The organism is Paenibacillus medicaginis (assembly GCF_042138635.1).
Lineage (GTDB): Bacteria > Bacillota > Bacilli > Paenibacillales > Paenibacillaceae > Paenibacillus > Paenibacillus medicaginis.
The window spans coordinates 15,905-35,751 of the sequence record NZ_JBHIRY010000019.1 but is presented as its reverse complement, the minus strand read 5'-3'; the positions used below and the strand labels follow the sequence as shown (position 1 = coordinate 35,751).

Genomic DNA, 19,847 nt, shown 5'->3' with positions numbered 1-19,847 from the left:
TCATACCGGGTGTGCGGCTTTTTATCTGATACTTTATGGTTAATCAATCGGCCTGTATAATGAAACATTTTCCTTCTATTCGTTGTCTATACAATGGGAAACTCAGGTTTTTACAAATCCAGGAGGAAACAAAAATGAAGTTAACAAAGTTGAGCGTGGGTCTTATAGTTGCCGTTATTTTGGCAGCCACTTTTATTTTGTATAACAACCAGAAGAAAGTTGAACATGGAATGCAAATGAAGCTGGAGAGCTTGGCAGGAAACTCACTGTATGAAATCTGGCATAATTACACCAATATTTCTTCTTCTAATATGCTAACCCAAGAAAAGTTAGAGAATGCCCAAATTAAGCTTTCTATGGTGCAAGCTTATTCCAGAGTAGTAGATACCAGCACAAATACGGATATTTTAGAGTCTATTGCAAAGCACTATATTGAAAAGATAAATGGAATGAGTCAAAACTATAAATCAACAGATTCTTTTTCACAGAAGGATGAGGAAGAATATAGGGATATAATGAAAAATATACAAAATTTACTTTCTTTAATTTCACAGGTTTATTACGATAAAAAGGATATTGAAGGTGGAAAAGCAAGTCTAAGTATTAATAAAAACTCATATTATACTCAATTGATACAGTATAAAAATTCACTACTTCAACGTTAACTCAAAAGTCAGCAAACAGGCTCTGATATAACGGGGTAAAACGGAGATCTACTGCTGGGGTTGACGCTGAATCAAGGCAGATAACTTTTTTCTAGCTTTCTTGCAAGAAGAGGATTCGCCCCCTTCAGAGTCTAGTAGCCAGAGTGAGGTGGGTGTCTATAGGGTGGTGCCTGGTGTGTAGTGTGTAGTGTGTGGTGTGTGGTGTCTGATGCCTGATGCCTTTCCATGCAGCTTTGCACGATTATCCCTTTTGATCAGAATGCGGGGGTGTTGTGGGTTGGGGGCCAAGGGGAAGGAATAAAGAGAAACGAGAAAAGAGATAAGAAAAAAGAGGCAGCTCAAGTGGGATGTTCAACTTGAAACGAGAACAAATGTTTGGTATAATGAAAAAAAGAACTTATGTTCGTGAATTATGAATTATGAATTTGGGGGCGAGCAGACATGGAAGTCCAAGCGGAAACGGAACTTCAACCTTTTAGCCATCGTTATCACAACGAGCAGGCCTGCATGGAGGCATTGATCGCGATGAAGTGGCCGAATGGCTTCGTCTGTCCACGCTGCGCCCATACCCGCTGCAGTCGCCTGACTTCCCGACGTGTCCCTTTGTTCGAGTGCGCCAGGTGTGCGCATCAAACGTCGGCTTTGGTGGGCACGATGTTTGAACGAACGCATCTCCCCCTGACCAAGTGGTTCCAGGCGCTGGAGTTGTTCCTGCTGCCCGACGGTATCTCAGCGATGCGGCTGAGCCAGGTGATCCAGGTCACCTACAAGACTGCTTGGACTGTGCTACACAAAATACGCCATGCCATCGGAGAGTTCGACGCCCGGGAGCTGCTCTGCGGAGACGTGAAGGTGAACAGCGACCTGTATGGGTGTAATCCGTCCCGGCCTCAGTTTCCTCATCCGCATGCTTCGGTAGTCGTAGCCGGGTGCACGGTCACGGAGTCGGGCGAGCCGGAGCAGGTCAAAATCCGCCTGGTGCCGCAGATGAGGGGAGATGGGTACGGAGCGAATCGTCACGAACTCGCTGTGTTCATCTACGAACAGGTAGATGTTCGTGCATCGGCGGTACAATCGTTCCCTCAAGCGTATCGGCTATATAGACCCTTGCGGAAAGTGGTGAGAGAGGCGTGGACATCGCTGAAAAGTACGTATGTAGCCTTGGGTCCGAAGCATCTGCAGGTGTATCTCAACGAGTACACCGGACGCCGCCGACTGCGCCTGTCCGAAGCGGAAGGAACAATGTGGAAGAAGTTACTATACATCGGTGTGGCGATTCCGGCGATTACCTACCGTCGGCTGATCGCGCGCCAAACGGATCAGCCTCTTGCGGCTGCGGCCTAATTGCAGTACTTGAACCTAATTGCAGTACTTAAACGAGGAAAGGTGAGCATAAGGTGCGTCGCTTGATCGGTGTGGGCTAGTGTGGTTAGTATGAACGAGGAAACCGGAAAAATTCGAGTTCAAGCGGCAACGAGGATCAGGGTCTTTTTATTTTTTCGGTGCCTTGCTCCGCTCCTTCCTTCTCCCTCCTTCTCTCTCGGTCGGTTTCACATCACCTAAACGCTCTGCTTTCTCCTAAGAACGTCTCATGACCTCGAACCGATCTGCTTCTCCATAAGGCACAATCCAAAAAATAATAGACCCATTCGAGGGTCCTGAATAGCGTAACCACAGGCATTTTCGTGCCTGATTTGCTCCGTTATTTGCTTTAGCGTGCCTAAAGTATATTTTTGGTTCCCGGTTTTCTGTTTTTCTGTACCTGATCCAACGGGATAATCGTGCAAAGCCCCTGAAAAGCGAGTATCACATGTCTTGCCACGATCGGCTGGCGGCTTGACTGGTCAGTATGGGCTGAATAGTATTTCCCCTATCTAGCTGTAACCTAATATTAGTTGTATTCTAACATGGATTAAATGATACTTTGGGAATGTCAAATTGTTTTAACTGCTCGGATATGCTCGGATATGCTCTGAAATAATCCGGCAGGAGTGATCGAATTTGGCCTGCTCCTCAGGCGTCAGTTCCAGCTCGATTACTTCCTGGATGCCCTTGCTGCCTATAATCGCCGGAACACCTGTGCATACATCACGTTGGCCGTATTCGCCGTCAAGCACGGCAGATATGGCTATAATTTTGCCGTCATCGTTCAGAATGCTGCGGGTAATATAGGCGAGGGCGTTGCCGATACCGAATTGGGTGAAACCTTTGCGGGTGAAAATCTCCCAGCCTGCATCCTTCGTCTTGCGGGCGATATCGTCCAGATCGACATGGCTGAAGCGTTCCCGGTGCTGGCGCAGAATGTGGAGCAGCGGTTTGCCGCCAATGGTGACGTGGGACCAGGCGACAAACTGGGATTCTCCGTGTTCACCAAGCGCGTAACCGTGAACGCTGCGCGGATCAACGTTGAAAACTCCGGACAGCAGCGTCTTCAATCTGGAGGAATCGATGGAGGTGCCTGTTCCGATTACCTTGGCGCGGGGCAGGCCCGAAATATCCCTGACCAGGTAAGTCACGATATCGACCGGGTTGGCGGCGATCACAAATATGCCGTCAAAGCCTGAAGCCATAATGGGGGTGACGATGCTACGCGTGATCGAAGCGGCCGCCTCTACCACGCTAAGACGGGACTCTCCAGGTTTGGGATTGGCTCCGGCGGTGAGGATGATGACATCCATGCCGCGGCAGTCCGCATAGGTGCCCGGATATACCTTTGTTCTTGTATGTGTAAAATCCATGCAATGCGACAGGTCGAGCGCCTGTGCGATCGCACGGTCATCATTTCGGTCTACGATCATGATTTCATCGCAAATCGACTGATTGACCATGGAGTAAGCGCAGCCTGAACCAACCATGCCGGCCCCCACCACCGCTACCTTCCTTGATGTTGCTCTCATCATGGATTCCCCCTGTCTCGCTCCATAAAGTGATACCATAAAATATGCGCAAGCGGAAATTTGCGTTACATAACATTACATATTTTGCTTGTCCCTGGAAACGAATAGACGGTTTATTCATGAATAAGACAGATTTCCTGCAATTTGTTTAACGAAAAATTCACATATACATAGCGCCATAGCCGGTAAATCTGATTCAGGCCAAGCCCTTCAAGGCCGGCAGCCATCCCGACAAAAGCTCTCAGCAATCCGCAATAATAGAATATTTACGTCAAAGGAATTTTATGTGTAGCCGACGAAATGGAAAAGCATGAGAAAAGGGCGGGGCAAGCCACCAGGGCTGTGCGACCGTCATGCTGGAATGTCGCCCTGTTTAATTCAAATTACAGGAGGTATGGCGTATGCAAGAAACTGGAGTCACAACGGAAATTGCCAAAACATTGGGGGTCGGCGCAAGCACCTTGCGGAAATATGCCGCAGCTTTGGAGGAGAAGGGTTATGTCTTCGAGCGGGCGGTCAACCAATCCAGAATATATACAGAGCAGGACATCGAAAGCTTTCGTCATCTGAAGTCCCTGATGCGGGAAAATAACATGACGATGGCGGAAGCGGTTGAGAATGTTTTGACCGAACTCAGACACCAGGAGGAGCCTTTGCCGTTCCCGAAGGAGGCATCGCCTGATCTCATGGCGCTGGTGGAAGAGGTTACGGCAGCTTCCGTGCTGCAAAAGCCGGAGCCGTCTCATGAACCGGTGCATCCTTCGGTTGCGGTTGAGGAAGTCGCTTCCGATCTGGAGCGGATAGACGCTCCTTTGCAATGGGAGGAGCTTCACCGCCGCATTGCCGAGCTGGAAGAGCAGCAGGAAAAGCTGCTGGAGACGCATAGCGACCTGTCAGCCCAGCTGGAGGAGCAGCGGCGCTGGATCAAGGAGAAAACGGAGGAGGAAAGGGACCGGCAGCTTATTACGAATCTGCGCAGCTACCAGGGACGCAGGAAGAAGGCACGGAGTCCGCTGTTCAGCATTTTCGGCCTGCTTCCGCGAAAGAGCAGAGAGGCATAATGACCTTCACTATGGCCCCTACTGCTGGTGTCCACTAATGGCACTCACTAATGGCACTCGCTAACGGCACTCACTAATGACACTCACTAATGGCACTCACTAATGGCACTCGCTTTCCCTGCGGTCTGTCCATGATATAATGGGCTGTGATGGCGGGCCTGAAGCCCGTCTGTCCAAGGAGGAAAGGTGTTGCTGGCATATTTACGCAGAGTACGTGAAGCCTGGATGGATTATCCGCATCAGCCTGGTGAAGTAATCGGCGGCAGATACAAGGTGGTCAGACTTCTCGGGATTGGCAGCTATGGGCTTACCTATCTGTGCACGGACAAGGAGACCGGCCTGAGCGCAGCCGTCAAACAGGCCAAGCCAAGCAAGCGAGCCCGTGCCGTCAAGCTGCTGCGGCGGGAGGCGGATATGTTACAGCAGTTGAGCCATCGCTGCATTCCCCGGTATATCGAGTGGATTGAGCTGGGACGGAACAAGGCATATTTGGTATCCGAATATATAGAGGGAAGCACGCTTGAGGATTTGATTTTTGGGCAAGAACAAAGGTTCACGGAAACGGAGTGTGTCCTGTACACGCTGGAGCTGCTGAAGCGGGTCCGCTATGTACATGAGCAGGGCTTCGTTCATATGGATATTCGCATCCCGAATGTGATTCAACGGGCTGGGGAGCCCTGTCTGATCGATTTCGGACTGGCTCTCGCCATGGGGGAGGACCCGCAGGAGGTGTTCCCCGGCTCCATGATGCAAATGCGCGATCCGCAGCGGCGGGACGCCCGAATGTACAGCGACCTGTATGATATCGGGCATTTTATGTTGTTTATGCTGTATTCCGCTTACGACCCGGCCCCCGGCCAGGAGCCTTCCGGGTGGCAGGAGGAACTGGATTTGCACCCGGAGACCCGCCGGTTCCTGGAGCGTCTGCTGCAGCTTGTACCCGGATATGAGGATTCGGCTGCAGCCCTTCAGGATCTGCGCCGGTTATCCCGGTTGCTGCAGAAGGAAATATAGAACAATGGGGTGCTACCCATTACACCGGAATGATCGTGTACATAAGATGATTCTGTGTTATAGACTGACGGAGTGATTAGCAGGAAGGGGGATTGAACATTGAAACTGCAAAGTACAGAATATGGTGTCAGATACGGCGGAGGGTACTCGGCCGGGGCCATTCTGGTTTTATTTATTCTACTGGTCATTATCTCCCGTACATTAGTGCTGTACTGAAATAGAAAGAACAGGCCATTGCAGGGCCTGTTCTTTCTATTTCAAGGTATATCCAGACTCAGGAGCTGGAGAAGCTGCGGTGCCTGTTTTTGTAATGTCCGTGTCCGTGACGGCTGTGTCCGTATTTCAGATCAGATGAAGACAGCTTCCCGACATAACCTCCGTGATGCCTTTTATGGTAATCACTGCTGGAGTGGCGTTTGTAATGCCGCATGTCCGAGCTGCTGTGATGGCGCCGGTGGGAAGAATGTGAAGAATGGGAAGCGGAATGCAGCAGGCGGTCCAATATTTTCCTAAGCATCGTTTTGTCCTCCTTGGTATTGAGTCAGCGGTTGCAACTATTCTTCCAGCATTTTGTTTTGGAAATCGGCCAGAATCCTGAACTCTTCTTCAAATTTCCGTGAAATCCGGATGTAAATCGGCAGCAGCTCACGGTACACGTCAACATGCTTTTTCTCCGGCACGTGACGATGTGTCGTTCCGATCATGCTTCCGACTGCGTCCAGGGAGTCGATTCGCTTTTGCGCGTACAGCCCAAGGATCACGGCGCCGAGACAGGAGCTTTCCAGGCTCTCGGGGATGATAACCTCCTGATCGAAAATATCGGCCATTAACTGCCGCCACAGCTCGGAACGGGCAAAGCCGCCTGTAGCATGAATGACGGAAGGTCTGGCGATGACCTCTTCCATGGCCAGCATGACCGTGTACAGATTGAACAAAACGCCTTCCAGGGCAGACCGGATCATATGCTCCTTTTTATGCCGCAGGGTCAGGCCGAAGAAGGAGCCCCGTGCGTTCGGGTCCCACAGCGGCGCGCGTTCGCCGGACAGGTAAGGATGAAACAGCAGCCCGTCCGAGCCCGGAGGCACCTGCTCTGCGATCTGGGTCAGCACATGGTAGGGATCCAGTCCGAGTCGCTTGGCCGTTTCGACCTCAGAGGCGGCAAATTCGTCGCGAATCCAGCGGAAAATAATCCCCCCGTTATTGACGGGTCCCCCAATCACCCACTGATCCTCCGTCAGTGCGTAACAGAAGAAACGTCCCTTCGGATCGGTGACAGGCTTGTCGACCACGGTACGGATAGCTCCGCTTGTGCCGATGGTGACGGCCACGACCCCAGGCTTAATGGCGTTGACGCCCAGGTTGGACAGTACGCCGTCACTGGCACCCACGACAAACGGTGTCGATTCCAGCAGGCCCATTTCCTTGGCATAGACCGGATTCAAGCCGTTCATGATATGCGTCGTAGGCACAAGCGTTGATAGCTGCTGGCGGGTGACCCCGGCCACCGTCAAAGCCTCTTCATCCCAGTCCAGCTTCTCCAGATTCATCATGCCCGTGGCTGAGGCGATAGAGTGATCCACGACGTATTCCTGGAACAGCCGGGCAAATACATACTCCTTGATGGAAATATATTTATGCGCTTTTGCCGCAATATCCGGCAGATCCCGCGTAATCCACATCAGCTTGGTAAGAGGCGACATGGGGTGGACAGGCGTTCCGGTACGCAGATAGATCGCATGCCCATTCAGCTCTTGTTTCAGCACTTCGGTCCAATGAGCGCTGCGGTTATCTGCCCAGGTCATGCATGCCGTCAGCGGTACGCCACTTTCATCGACAGCCAGTACACTGTGCATGGCCGAGCTGAAGGAAACGAACAGGACCGATTGCGGCGGTACTCCACTCTTGGCCATAACTTCACGGATGGTTGTCAGCACTGCCTTGAAAATGTCATCCGGGTCCTGCTCCGCTGCAGCCGGCACCGGAGTGTTCAGGGGATAACCGACATTATGCTCCGCCTTGATGGTACCATTCTCTTCAAACAATACCGCTTTGGTGCTCGTTGTGCCGATATCCACACCGATCATATGATTAACACTTGCCATTATGACTCTCCTCTCTGTTCCGCAGCTGTATGGTTCCTTTAGTTAAACTACCACACTCAGCAGCATAATCAAAATGAAAGCAACGAGGGAAAGAATCGTTTCCATGACAGTCCACGTTTTGAGCGTCTGCGGCACCGTCATATTGAAGAACTCCTTAATCATCCAGAAGCCGGCGTCGTTGACATGGGACAGAATCAGCGAGCCGGCGCCGGTTGCAAGCACGACCAGCTCCACATTGGCGCCTGGCGTCATGGCAAGCACGGGAGCGACAATGCCCGCTGCAGTGGTCATGGCAACCGTGGCCGAGCCTGTGGCGACACGAATCAGCGCAGCCACCAGATACGCAAATACGATAACATTAACGTTCGCCCCTGTAGCCATTTCCGCAATCGCTTTGCCAACACCACTGTCAATCAGGACCGTCTTGAAGGCCCCGCCAGCCCCGATGATCAGAATGATAGAAGCGGTCGGCGCAAGGCATTCACTGGTAAAGCGGGCCAGATCATTCTTGTTGAAGCCGCGGGCATAACCCAGTGTGAAGAAAGAAAAGACAGCGGCAATCAGCAAAGCTACAACTTCGTCACCGATAAATTCGAGGAAAATGGTCAAACCGCTGGTCTGGCCAGGGTCTGCAATCATGGCGACCGAACCGCTAAGCATCAGAATAACCGGCAGCAGGATGGTAAACAATGTAATACCGAAGCCTGGTAGCGGCCGCTCGTTTTTGTTGGTGAACTGGTCGACAAGCTCAGGGTTTGGTGTCACGTGAACTCTCTTACTGATCCAGTTGGCGAATACCGGTCCGGAGATAATCGCGGTCGGGATCCCGACAATCAGCGCGTACACGAGGGTACGTCCGATGTCCGCCTGGAACGAGTCAATCGCAATCATTGGAGCAGGATGGGGCGGCAGCAGGCCATGTACCGTGGACAGACCGGCAAGCATGGGAATCCCGATTTTAATCAGCGACATATTCATTTTACGTGCAACGGTGAACAGAATAGGGATCAACAGGATTAAACCAACTTCGAAAAATACAGGAATGCCGACAATAAAGGCAACGAGAAGCATGGCCCAATGAACGCGTTTTTCGCCAAAGCGGTCGATCAGCGTCGTGGCAATGCGCTCCGCCCCGCCGGATTCGGCCATCATTTTCCCGAGCATCGTGCCGAGACCGATGACGATGGCGATGGAACCGAGTGTTCCTCCGAGGCCTTTCGTTACAGAGGTGATCACATCAGGCGCCGGCATGCCGTTCATCAGCCCGAGGAAGAAGGCCGCGAGCAGGAGGGAAACGAACGGATTCCATTTAAACTTGGCAATGAGCAAAATCAGCAGAACGATCGTGATGAGCGCCCAGATCAATAAACTGGTGTTATGGCTGAGCCCGAATAGTGCTTGCATAGGTAAACCTCCTTGGAATCATTAATTTGTATACTTGTCGACAACTTTGGCTAACGAAAACATTTCCGTAAACGGAAATATGTTTTCATTTTGCAGATCAAGGAAATCAAATGGAATCAGTCCTGCAGCACCGATCCGCGAAAAGGGGAGAGCACGCTGTCATTGACCGCATTACGCGTGTCTTTGTAATGATCGTCTACGAGAGACACCAGCCGTTCCTCGTCCCTGTCCATTAAAGCAGTTGCAATCGTCCGGTGCTTGGCAATAGTGACAACCGACTCGGTGCTCTTCATGGAGAAACGCTGTTCCGTCGCGGCGAGCATCACGGTAAGGATGAGCTGTCTCATGCCGTTCCACGTATGCAGAATCCGCGTATGGCCTGCTTCCAGCACTAACGTTTCATGGAACAGAAAGTCCTGCAGCGAAAATTCGGCAACATCCCAATGCTTGAAGGCGACCTCCATCTTGTCCGTAAGGCGCTCCAGCACGGCTGCGATGGGGGCGGTATCTTTACGAACGAGACGCTTGACGGCGAAATGCTCGATCAGCAGTCTTACATCAAACAGTTCCTCCATGTCAGCAGGCGACATGCCAATGACGATGGCACCCATTCGCTCAAGACGGATTAATCCTTCGCCAGACAGTACCTTCATGGCTTCTCTTACCGGGGAGCGGCTTGTCCCGAAATCGGCAGCGATCTGGTTCTCGGATAAAACCGTCCCTGGAGCATAGTGTCCCCGGATAATCTGCAGCCGGAGGTCACAGGCGATTTTTTCACCCAGTGAAGCGCCTTGCAGCCAAGCTGCCGGATAATCCACAACGCTCACGCTCCTGTCTGTTATAAAGTTTGTCAACATGTATACAGGTATACAAATCACGATCATTATATACACAAATTTAAATTCTTGTAAACGGTAACAATAAAATTTTAGGAAATTGATTGATGCAGTCACGAAAATTCTTTGGCCGCGGCGGTTTTCCTTTTATCTCTTTTCACGATACAATAGCAGGTAGTATATCGGCCGCATAAGCTGCATTAAAATGAGTATACAGAGAGCCGCATTCCGGCGGCTTGCGTTATGGCGTTACTGGCGCTAATCCATAGGTAAGGAGACTCACCATGATTATTTTGAAAACGAAGGAACAAATAGAAAATATGAAGAAGGCTGGCGAAATTCTGGCCGCCTGTCACCGGGAGATCGCAAAGATGATCCGTCCCGGGATTACGACGCTGGAAATTGATGCTTTTGCCGAAGCGTTTATGAAGAAAAACGGGGCGACTCCCGAGCAGAAGGGGTATAACGGTTATCCGTATGCAACCTGCGGTTCTGTGAATGATGTAATCTGCCACGGCTTCCCTAACCATACTCCGCTGAAGGAAGGCGACATTGCCACCATCGACATGGTCGTGAATTTAAACGGCTGGCTTGCTGACTCCGCATGGTCCTATGCGGTGGGACAGGTGTCCGAGCAGGCGCAGAAGCTGCTTGACGTAACGAAGGAATCATTATTCAAAGGTATCGAGCAGGCTGTTGTTGGCAACCGGGTCGGGGATATTTCCCACGCTATTCAAGTATATGCGGAAGCGCAGGGCTTCTCCGTGGTGCGCGATTTCATCGCACACGGAATCGGTCAAAGTATGCACGAAGAGCCGCATTATCCTCACTACGGTCCTCCGCATCGCGGCACCCGTCTGAAGGAGGGCATGGTCATCACCATCGAGCCGATGCTGAATACCGGGACCTACCGCTGCAAGATTGACGAGGACGGCTGGACGGCACGCACGCTGGACGGGGGATTATCCGCCCAATACGAGCATACGCTTGCGATTACCGCTGACGGGCCGGTCCTACTGACAGAGCAATAACAGCGTTTTCCAACATCCAAAAGGGGTGCCTCAGGGTCAAACGACCTCTGAGGCACCCCTAAATCGTTTGGGCCGACACTTATGAGTTGACCGGATTGTCCGGTGTTCCGGCAGGGAACAGCTTGCGGTACTGCATATACATATAAAGACGCCAATGCAGCAGCGTGCCAAATGCCAGCGTAAAGAACACAGAAGCCGTCTGTGGGATGGTGATATACTGCTGGACGAACTCGTGCAGCAGCATGCGGACAGCCAGCAGGCCGATCAAAATAAAGAAGAAGGCCCGTGAGCGCTGAACAAAAATCTGTCCGTCCACCATCTCAAACCTGGTGCTGCGGATGAGCGGGTAGGAGAAGATGAACCAGCCCACCAGAAACGAAATGACACCCCACCACAGCGGAATGTGGAAATCTTTTACGATGAACATTAAAAATCCCGTACTCATGCCAAGCGGAGGGATAATAATTTTTTTTGCATTTATGGGACGGTGGCTGGCCTTCATGCGAATAAAGATCGCAAGTACGGCCATAATCACCATGCCGACAGTCGCTCCGTACTGTAAGTAAGCTGTGTTGATGTGTAACAACTGAAGAACCCCTCTCTAATGGGATTACCATCTTCTTCTTTCCTGTCTGCTGATCACCATCATGGCCGCAATAATCAGAATGAATGCAATCAGCGCCAGCATCGGAATCGTAACAAAGCCGAACCAGTTCAGATAATCCGTCTCGCAGGATACTCGGCCACAGGAGGTGCTGGGAGTGGCGGCAGCGCGGGCGGCGGCGATTCGCTGAATCGTCACATGGTAGGCAGAGATGAGCCCGCCGATCACGGACAAAGGAATGATATAGATGCGGATGCCTGTATCACCTCTAAAGTAGGCAACGCCAAGCAAGAGCGTGAGAGGGTACATCAGTATGCGCTGAAACCAGCACAGCTTGCAGGGCTCGTACCCCAGGTATTCGCTTAAAAAAAGGCTGCCCAGTGTCGCCACACACGCGACAATCCATGCGAAGAATAACATCAAATCAGACTTTTTTCCGAACATGAACGTTCTCCTTTTTATATTGATCATACTATAAGCGATTGAGGAAAAACAGTGGTTTGGTTCTGCATCGCGCAAAAAAGAAAGTTTGACGATTTATTGACAGTTTGAACTGTAACTTTTATAATTACAATTGGTTACGGAAATGAAAGCAATCGTTGTGTTACATAAACAAAAGGAGAACAGGAGAGTGTAAACCATGTCCAAAGTTGAGCTGAACGAAACACTTCGTGTCATTAGCGAAAGACATGCGGTGAAGAAATATGAGACTGGTGTTCAAATGCCGGAAGAGGACCTGCAGATGATTTTGAAGGCGGCCGGTGAGGCTCCTTCCGCCTGGAACCTTCAGCATTGGAAGTTCCTTGTCATTGAATCCGAAGCCGACAAGCAGAAGCTGCTTCCGATTGCGTACAACCAGTCCCAGGTTGCCGAGAGCTGCCTGACAGTTGCTGTACTGGGCGATCTGGAGGCGAACCGCAATACGGTCATTTATGACCAGGCTGTGGAAGCAGGCTTCCTCAAGGCGGACATCCGTGACGCATTAGTTGGCCAGATTAACGGTGCCTATCAGAGTCCTCAAGTGGCGCGGGATTCCGCGATCAGGAACGCTTCGCTGGCAGCTCAGAACATCATGCTGGCAGCAAAATCACTGGGTTATGATACCTGCCCTATGAGCGGATTTAACCCGGAGCAGTTGATTGAGGGATTCAACATTCCGGACCGTTATCTGCCGGTTATGCTGATTACCGTAGGCAAGGCGAAGGAGCCTGCTCATCCGTCAGGCCGTCTGCCGCTGTCCGAGACGATTGTTCGCGGCAGCTTCTAAGAACTTCATATTGATCAAAAATGATAGGGGCAAGCCTGAAGGCTGAGCCCCTTTAACTTTTGTGTTGAAAGGTGCTTGACAGTAAGCCGCCAGTCGATCGTGGCAAGACATGTGACTCGCTGTTCAAGGGCTTTGCACGATTATCCCGTTGGATCAGGTCAAGAAAAACCTTCCCCTAAGGCCTCCCAAACCCCAACCCTCAACCCTCAACCCTCGCATTCTGATCAAAAGGGATAATCGTGCAAAGCAGTATGGAGGGGCACCAGGCACCAGGCAACGGACACCACACACCACGCTCTATGGACACCACCCTATAGACACCATCTCACTCTGGCTACTAGACTCTGAGGAGGCGAATCCCCTTTTTGCAAGAAAGCTAGCAAAAAGCGGTCTGGAAGCCTAATCCATTTTGCGTGACACCAGGTACATAAGCTCAGCCGTAAGAATAGGCAAAGAGACTGAAGCAGGATAAGCCAGATAGCGTGGCTCCCAGGCCGGGGAGAACTTTTCCTTGTATCGGCGCAAGCCCTGAAAGCCGTACCAGTGGCCGCCGTATTGAAACACCAGCCGCGCCAGCTTCTCTTCACGCAGGGCGCGTTCGCTCTGGCCCACACTGGAGAGCGGGGCCATGCCAAGATTAAAGGTCACATACCCTTCATCCCGTGCCCACTCCATCACATGCGTGAACAGAAAGTCCATAGTCCCGTTCGGCGCGTCCGGTAGATGGCGCATCAGATCAATGGATATGGTCTGTTTGTTATCATAAGCCGGGGCAAGGGAGGCGAAGGCGATAACCTGCTGCTGCGGGTCCAGCACGAGCGCAAGCGGCGCTAACTGAAGGTACGTTTCGTTAAACCAGCCAAGCGAATAGCCCTTTTCCTTTCGCCCCTCAAGCCACACGTCCGACACGGCCCGAAGCCGGGTCAGCAGGCTGTCGTCAAACGGGGGATAAGCCATTTGAAACGAGTAGCCTTCTCTGCCGAACCGGTTTCTCACCGTGCGTAGCGGCGTATTGATTTTGCCCGCTAAAGTAAAGGATTCCAGCGGCACCAGCGCCTCTTCCCCAAGCTTGAAAAAGCGGTAGCCGTTCTCATGGTAAAGCGGGAGATAGGCCGGGGATGCCTGATAAAATACCACCGCAAGCGCGTATCTGTCAGCATAACCCTGGAATTCCTGGATGGCGGCGCTGGCCTGGTCCATTGGACCGAGGGGGTCGCCGAGCACGACAAGCTTGTTGCGGCTTCTGGCGTAAGGGATGAGAACGTTGCCCTCTTGTGCCCAATAGAACTGTTTATCGCCCAGAAACAGCATGTGGGTCAGCAAATTTCCTTGCTCATGAGCGATAAATTCACGGAGCCTGTCCATTTCGGCGGCATCCGGCAGCTCTTCGACGCCGCGCTTGGGACGCATCATGAGGTACATGGTCAGGAACACCCAGGCGGACAGCAAACTGAGCAGGCCTTTGATGCCAAAATGCTGGCGGTCAAAAAGCAGGTTTGTGCTCATGCGCAAGGGCAGACGATGCAGAAAGTAGCTGTAGCCGCCTGCTCCGATCAGGAGATACGCCACAGTCACCAGCACGGTGAGCCCTCCCCAGATCAACAAATTGGTACGGCTTACCGGAGCGCCTTCACGGTAAAAGCGCGAACGGGAAAGGTACAGCATCAAGGCGACAAACAGCAGGAAGAAGGCTTCCTCGAAGTCGAAACCCTTGATGAACGTAAAAATCGCGCCTGCGAACAGCAGCCCAAGCGTAAGGCGAAGCGCCCGCCGGATACGCAGCGAAATCCCGTGCGACAGCACGATCAGCATGATGCCGATGATGACCGAGATATCATGGGAGAGCTGCATGATGGGCAGGGTCAACAGCTTTTCAGCGAAACGAAGTCTGTACAGCAGACCCGGTAAAGCCGCAGACAGCAGAAGCAGCAGTCCTGATGCGAGTACCAGCTTGCTCAGCGCCCAGACCCCTAGGTCAGCCAGAAAGCGGAACTGCCCGGGCCATGCCCAAATCTGCTGCCATTTGTTCAGGGAATAGCTCCAGCCGGAGCCGGCCAGCTCACCGATTCGTTCCCGCTTCGGGATGATCTCGACCGCGGTCATCACGAGGGCGATGAGCCAGGGAACGATAAAATAAAAGAAACGGAACAGCAGCAGCACCGTCAGCGCAAGATCGGGATGCACCCCCAGAAGCTGCAGGCCGAGCAGGGCCGTTACGTCAAAAGCACCGATGCCGCCGGGGGCCATGCTGATCAGGCCGGCTGTAGCGGCAATGACATAGACGCCGATAAGAGCCTCCAGCGGTACGCCGTCCAGAACGCGGGTGCCAACGAGGCCGAAGGCCAACGCAGCGAACAGCCATTCCAGCAAGGAGGAGGCCAAAGAGGCGAAAATGGTTGTCCAGGGCATGGTGCCTTTGCCCTGATTGAACCATTTGCCGAACAGGCGCGAGCGCTGAACCAGCAGGAACACCGGCAGATAGAGAGCCATTCCCCACATGGCCCACCGCAGCCAGGGATAGGCGTGCAGCAGCTGATCCGCGGGAAACAGGCGGGCCAGCACAGTCCACGCGAGCAGGGATAACCCCGTAATCACGACAGGGGAGAGAAAAATGACGGCGGCCGTGATGACGTTAAGGGGGACGCCGCTTTTTTTATATAGAAATGCGCGCAGACCGGCCCCCGTGAACCCCGCGAATCCACAGGCATTATTGAAGGTATTGGCGATCCAGCCGTACCGGAACGCTGCCCCGATGGATATCGGCATCCGGAAATGCTTGCGGACGACCAAATCGTAGGAGCTCATTACGCCGGCGGCAAGCAGTGAAAAAAGCGCAATCTCGAGTATAGACCACGGTGTAAGACGCCGCAGCTCGAACAGCATGCGACCGATGTTCATATTATGAAGCTCCCGGCTTCCCAGCCAAATGACCAGGGCCAAAATAATCAGGGGAATCAGCAGCCTGACGATTCGTTTCTGGTAAGCAGCCAGTATGAGTTGCACAATCCGGAATGATTTGAGCTGCTTGAGTGCTGTAAGCAAATAGATTCACTCTCCTGAAAATTCTTGAATGTAATGGAAGACGGGGCCATGTCTCAATCCGCTCCTGCAAATTGACCGGACATTGGAGGCCGACGTATACTGATAAGAAGAATATACCAGAATCAACTTTTAATTACGAAATTTCGTGCTTGCGCTATCTTATTTCTACATGATTATAAGAGAGGTTTTGCCCTGATGAAACTGGTGAAGAGCCTGCTGGGTTGGTTGGGAACGTTCGGCGCCGCCATCGCTGTCACATTGTTTATCGGCATATTCATTGCCCAGCCTTATACTGTGGAAGGACATTCGATGGAGCCGACGCTGCATGATCAGCAGAAGCTGTATGTCTCCAAAATTCCTAACACCTTCCCTGAAACGTTGAAGCATGGCGATATTGTGATCATTGACAGCCGTGTCGAGGAAAAGCGCAGCTTCATTAATGATTTATGGGAGCAGCCGTTATTCCGGATGTTTGATGAGCAGAAAAATAAAAGTATATATGTCAAGCGTGTGATCGGCAAGGCCGGCGATGTGATCGAAGTGAAGAATCATGCGGTCTATTTGAACGGAAATCTGCTGAATGAGCCTTATATTAAGGAAACCATGGATGAGACGGAAGACCGGAGATGGGTTGTGCCCGAGGGATATATTTTCGTCATGGGGGATAACCGGAATAACAGCAATGACAGCCGTTCGATCGGCTTCATCCCGCTGGATCATGTGATTGGCACAACATTTTGACAGGTTTATATGCAAGCTGGCGGAAAGCTGAATGCTTTGCGGGAACTGGCACAGGATCGGCCATTGCGGCTCGGGCCTGTGTTTTTTTGTTGTTTTGGAAATTATGATTTTTGCAATCTGTGGATAAGATGTGTATAAAGTTGGGGATAAGTGCGGCGGTTTTGTCGTTTTGTCACTTGAAGGATGGTTTTGATCTGTGCGAGGAAGAATATTTTTCTTCCAAAGGTGCGAACATATGTGCTATAATGCGATATGCTGGATGAAATATCCCTAAAGGAGGACAAGCCATGGCTGAAATCGATGATTTTTTGAAGCTGGATATCCGGATCGGCACCATTATTGGCGCTGAACCTTTTGAGAGGGCCCGGAAGCCTGCGTACAAGCTACAAATTCAATTTGGGGAAGAATTGGGGATCAAGCGCTCCAGTGCCCAGATTACGAAACGCTATCAGCCCGAACAACTGATTGGGCGGCAGGTGGTCGCCGTTGTGAATTTCCCGCCGCGCAACATTGCTGGCTTTCAGTCGGAAGTTCTTGTGCTGGGCGGTATACCGGATGAAGGGGACGTGGTGCTGCTGGCACCGGATACTCCGCTGCCGGACGGCACACCGATTGGATAATTTTGTTTGTCTTTTGACAGACGCTACATTAATATATAAGAGCTTAGAGATTAGATCTCCAAGTAAGGCATTCTTTCCATAATAAACAGAGAGATGCGCGTGAGGAGGAGAAACCGCATTATGTCAGCAACAAAGTTAGGGAAAGGCCCGTTGATCATTCTGATGGTCAACATGTTCATTGCCATGCTGGGGATAGGTCTGATTATCCCTGTACTGCCGGAATTTATGAGCATGCTGGGGGGCAGCGGGGAAGCAGGAGGCTACCTGGTTGCCGTCTTCGGGCTTACACAGTTTATATTTTCCCCTATCGGCGGGGAATGGTCCGACAAATACGGGCGCAAAAAGCTGATTATTCTGGGTCTGATCATTATGACGGTCTCATCCGTTATCTTTGCCTTGGGCACTTCGATGTGGATGCTTTACGTTTCCCGTCTGATCGGAGGCATCGGGGCGGCCTTTCTGATCCCGCCAATGATGGCCTATATCGCGGATATTACAACGCTGGAGACACGCGGTAAAGGAATGGGCCTGCTCGGCTCGGCAATGTCGCTGGGCTTTGTCATCGGACCGGGCGTAGGCGGCCTGTTGGCTGATATTTCAGTAAGGGCCCCTTTTTATGTATCGGCCGCTGTATCCCTTGTGGCAACGCTGGTGTCCCTGTTCCTGCTGCCTGAAACGCTGTCGCTTGAGGATCAGCTGCGGCACCGCAATACGATGCTCAAGCGGGAGAACGTGATCAAGCAGTTTGCACTGTCGTTCCGCAAGCCGTACTTTGCGCTGCTCATTATGATATTTACACTGACATTCGGCCTGTCCCACTTTGAGACGATGTTTCCGTTCTTTGTGACAGGCAAGTTTCACTATGATGAACAGGACATTGCCCTGGTCATTACGATCGGAGCCCTGATCGGCACCGTGATCCAGGCCGTTGCTATTGGCCCGGTGCTGCAACGTTTCGGAGAAAAGGCTGTCATTAGCGGATCGTTCCTGTTTTCGGCGATTTCGCTGGTATTGATGCTGTTCTCGGGCAACTTTTACTACGTGCTTGGGGTGGCTTTGATTTTCTTCACGGCCACGGCACTGCTTCGCCCGGCGATCAATACGGCTTTATCCAAAATGGCGGGCGACGAACAAGGTGTAGCTGCAGGCATGAACAATGCTTATATGAGCATCGGCAATATCGTTGGGCCTGCCCTGGCGGGAACCTTGTTCGATGTGCATATTAATCTGCCTTACATTTTCGGGGCGGCCATCCTTATGATTAGTCTGGTTCTGGCCGTGAACTGGAAGGCGGGCGTAAGAGCGGAGCCTGCTGTATAAAAGATAGTGCAGACCCAATATTAGCTTCAATAGAGAAAGGCGGCTTCTTTGGACAGAAGGACCGCCTTTTTCAGCTACAGGCGTTTTCACAAAAAAACGGTCTTATTCCCACGGCAACATGGGTAATAATGAAGGATGGAAAACGTTTGAATTGAGAGGGGAGACAAGAATGGAGCAGAAGCAGGAGCATTTATTCTATACGGGTACATACGCTTCCCGCACGGAAACAGGGATTTTTCTGTGTGCCCTTGACGGGGAAAGCGGCGAGATGAGAATCGTAAGCGGGACTGAAGGGATCGAAAGACCGTCGTTTCTGGCGCTGAGTCCGGACGGCTCCTATTTGTATGCGGTAAGTGAAACGGCAGAGGGGCAATTATATGCTTATGCGGTGGAAGCCGGGACGGGGGAACTGCATATGCAGGACCGGCAGGCGACGGAAGGAGCCGATCCTTGTTATGTATCTGTGACCTCTGACGGACGTTATGTGCTGGCCTCCAACTATTCTGGCGGCAATGCGGTCGTCTATGGCATTTTGCCGGCCAGCGGGCTGGGGAATTTGCTGGCACAGGTGAAGCATAGCGGCTCAGGTATCCGCAAGGACCGGCAGGAAGGTCCGCATCCCCATTCCATCGTGCCTGATCCGTCAGGACGATATGTCATGATATGCGATCTTGGTCTGGATCAAGTCGTCGTCTACCGTCTGGAGGAAGGGAAGCTGGTGACGCATCGTGCAGCGGAGCTCCCGCCGGGCTCAGGTCCCCGCCATCTGGTGTTCCATCCGACTCATAAATTTGCTTATGTGGCCAATGAGCTGAACAATACGGTCACGGCTTTTATTTATAATGAGCACACCGGCGAGCTTCAGCCGTTGCAGCATCTGTCTACCCTGCCGGAAGGGATGATGGTGCAGGACAATACGGCTGCGGATATTCGTGTAACCCCTTGCGGCCGTTATCTGTATGTCTCCAATCGCGGACATAACAGCATCGCGGCGTTTCGGATCGATCAAGACAGCGGGAAGCTGGCGGCAATCGACTGGGTGGACACTGCGGGCGCCACACCGCGCAATTTCAATCTGCTTCCCGGCGGGTATCTGATTGTTGCCAACCAGGATGGCGGCAATCTCGTATCCTTTTCCATCGACGGGGACAGCGGTCGGCTGCAGCCTACGGGATATGTACTGGAGATTCCAAGCCCGGTATGCATAGAACCGGTGCAAAAGCCTGCGAAGTAGAGCAAGAAC

At 51.9% G+C, this 19,847-nt stretch carries 19 protein-coding genes; 11 read left to right on the top strand and 8 right to left on the bottom strand.

The features are described 5' to 3' along the window. The first annotated feature begins 134 nt into the window (after nucleotides 1–134). Together ACE5LO_RS17945 and ACE5LO_RS17940 are read left to right on the top strand one after the other, a co-directional pair. The gene (locus ACE5LO_RS17945) at nucleotides 135–665 is read left to right on the top strand and encodes a hypothetical protein (protein WP_375521384.1); all 531 of its coding nucleotides are present in this window, start codon (nucleotides 135–137) and stop codon (nucleotides 663–665) included. A 441-nt stretch (nucleotides 666–1,106) separates the two neighbouring features. Then, nucleotides 1,107–2,009, top strand: a complete 903-nt coding sequence (locus tag ACE5LO_RS17940; protein ID WP_375521383.1) for a transposase — start codon at nucleotides 1,107–1,109, stop codon at nucleotides 2,007–2,009. A gap of 599 nt (nucleotides 2,010–2,608) precedes the next feature. Here ACE5LO_RS17940 and ACE5LO_RS17935 read toward each other — a convergent pair. Beyond that, nucleotides 2,609–3,562, bottom strand: coding sequence for an L-lactate dehydrogenase (locus tag ACE5LO_RS17935; protein ID WP_375521382.1), 954 nt, complete (start codon nucleotides 3,560–3,562; stop codon nucleotides 2,609–2,611). 401 nt (nucleotides 3,563–3,963) lie between these two features. Between ACE5LO_RS17935 and ACE5LO_RS17930 the strand changes: the two genes are divergently transcribed. The 3 genes from ACE5LO_RS17930 (at nucleotide 3,964) to ACE5LO_RS17920 (ending at nucleotide 5,853) form a co-directional block, all read left to right on the top strand. Then, on the top strand, nucleotides 3,964–4,623 hold the full coding sequence (locus ACE5LO_RS17930; RefSeq protein WP_375521381.1) for a MerR family transcriptional regulator: 660 nt from the start codon (nucleotides 3,964–3,966) through the stop codon (nucleotides 4,621–4,623). 189 nt (nucleotides 4,624–4,812) lie between these two features. Then, entirely contained in the window at nucleotides 4,813–5,637 is an 825-nt protein-coding gene (locus ACE5LO_RS17925; protein ID WP_375521380.1) for a serine/threonine protein kinase, read from the top strand. Nucleotides 5,638–5,742: 105 nt separating this feature from the next. After that, nucleotides 5,743–5,853, top strand: coding sequence for a sporulation protein YjcZ (locus tag ACE5LO_RS17920; RefSeq protein WP_375521453.1), 111 nt, complete (start codon nucleotides 5,743–5,745; stop codon nucleotides 5,851–5,853). A gap of 58 nt (nucleotides 5,854–5,911) precedes the next feature. Here ACE5LO_RS17920 and ACE5LO_RS17915 read toward each other — a convergent pair whose 3' ends face one another. From ACE5LO_RS17915 to ACE5LO_RS17900, 4 genes are all read right to left on the bottom strand, one after another. Further along, nucleotides 5,912–6,154 carry a hypothetical protein gene (locus ACE5LO_RS17915; protein ID WP_375521379.1) on the bottom strand — a complete coding sequence of 81 codons (243 nt, stop codon included), beginning with the start codon at nucleotides 6,152–6,154 and terminating at the stop codon, nucleotides 5,912–5,914. 37 nt (nucleotides 6,155–6,191) lie between these two features. Next, nucleotides 6,192–7,739: a gluconokinase gene (gene gntK / locus ACE5LO_RS17910; RefSeq protein ID WP_375521378.1), complete on the bottom strand. Its 1,548-nt coding sequence runs from the start codon at nucleotides 7,737–7,739 to the stop codon at nucleotides 6,192–6,194. Between the two features lie 42 nt (nucleotides 7,740–7,781). After that, entirely contained in the window at nucleotides 7,782–9,143 is a 1,362-nt protein-coding gene (locus ACE5LO_RS17905; RefSeq protein WP_375521377.1) for a GntP family permease, read from the bottom strand. Nucleotides 9,144–9,259: 116 nt separating this feature from the next. Continuing rightward, nucleotides 9,260–9,961 carry a GntR family transcriptional regulator gene (locus ACE5LO_RS17900; RefSeq protein WP_375521376.1) on the bottom strand — a complete coding sequence of 234 codons (702 nt, stop codon included), beginning with the start codon at nucleotides 9,959–9,961 and terminating at the stop codon, nucleotides 9,260–9,262. A 302-nt stretch (nucleotides 9,962–10,263) separates the two neighbouring features. On the opposite strand from ACE5LO_RS17900, the gene map reads away from it, so the two are divergent. Next, nucleotides 10,264–11,010: a type I methionyl aminopeptidase gene (gene map, locus ACE5LO_RS17895; RefSeq protein WP_375521375.1), complete on the top strand. Its 747-nt coding sequence runs from the start codon at nucleotides 10,264–10,266 to the stop codon at nucleotides 11,008–11,010. Nucleotides 11,011–11,089: 79 nt separating this feature from the next. Here map and ACE5LO_RS17890 read toward each other — a convergent pair whose 3' ends face one another. Then, entirely contained in the window at nucleotides 11,090–11,596 is a 507-nt protein-coding gene (locus ACE5LO_RS17890) for a CcdC family protein (protein WP_375521374.1), read from the bottom strand. A gap of 24 nt (nucleotides 11,597–11,620) precedes the next feature. Continuing rightward, a complete protein-coding gene (locus ACE5LO_RS17885; protein ID WP_375521373.1) occupies nucleotides 11,621–12,058 on the bottom strand; it encodes a disulfide oxidoreductase in 438 nt (145 codons plus the stop codon). 196 nt (nucleotides 12,059–12,254) lie between these two features. Here ACE5LO_RS17885 and ACE5LO_RS17880 point away from each other — a divergent pair, with 196 nt between their 5' ends. Next, nucleotides 12,255–12,881, top strand: a complete 627-nt coding sequence (locus ACE5LO_RS17880) for a nitroreductase family protein (protein ID WP_375521372.1) — start codon at nucleotides 12,255–12,257, stop codon at nucleotides 12,879–12,881. A gap of 399 nt (nucleotides 12,882–13,280) precedes the next feature. On the opposite strand, the gene mprF is transcribed toward ACE5LO_RS17880, so the two are convergent. Continuing rightward, the gene (gene mprF / locus ACE5LO_RS17875) at nucleotides 13,281–15,923 is read right to left on the bottom strand and encodes a bifunctional lysylphosphatidylglycerol flippase/synthetase MprF (protein WP_375521371.1); all 2,643 of its coding nucleotides are present in this window, start codon (nucleotides 15,921–15,923) and stop codon (nucleotides 13,281–13,283) included. Between the two features lie 195 nt (nucleotides 15,924–16,118). On the opposite strand from mprF, the gene lepB reads away from it, so the two are divergent. The 4 genes from lepB (at nucleotide 16,119) to ACE5LO_RS17855 (ending at nucleotide 19,838) form a co-directional block, all read left to right on the top strand. Further along, complete coding sequence (gene lepB, locus ACE5LO_RS17870; protein ID WP_375521370.1) at nucleotides 16,119–16,664, top strand: signal peptidase I; 546 nt, start codon at nucleotides 16,119–16,121, stop codon at nucleotides 16,662–16,664. Between the two features lie 287 nt (nucleotides 16,665–16,951). Beyond that, entirely contained in the window at nucleotides 16,952–17,284 is a 333-nt protein-coding gene (csaA, locus tag ACE5LO_RS17865) for a chaperone CsaA (RefSeq protein ID WP_375521369.1), read from the top strand. A 120-nt stretch (nucleotides 17,285–17,404) separates the two neighbouring features. Beyond that, nucleotides 17,405–18,604 carry an MFS transporter gene (locus tag ACE5LO_RS17860; RefSeq protein ID WP_375521368.1) on the top strand — a complete coding sequence of 400 codons (1,200 nt, stop codon included), beginning with the start codon at nucleotides 17,405–17,407 and terminating at the stop codon, nucleotides 18,602–18,604. A 169-nt stretch (nucleotides 18,605–18,773) separates the two neighbouring features. After that, nucleotides 18,774–19,838: a lactonase family protein gene (locus ACE5LO_RS17855; protein WP_375521367.1), complete on the top strand. Its 1,065-nt coding sequence runs from the start codon at nucleotides 18,774–18,776 to the stop codon at nucleotides 19,836–19,838. Nucleotides 19,839–19,847 lie beyond the last annotated feature (9 nt).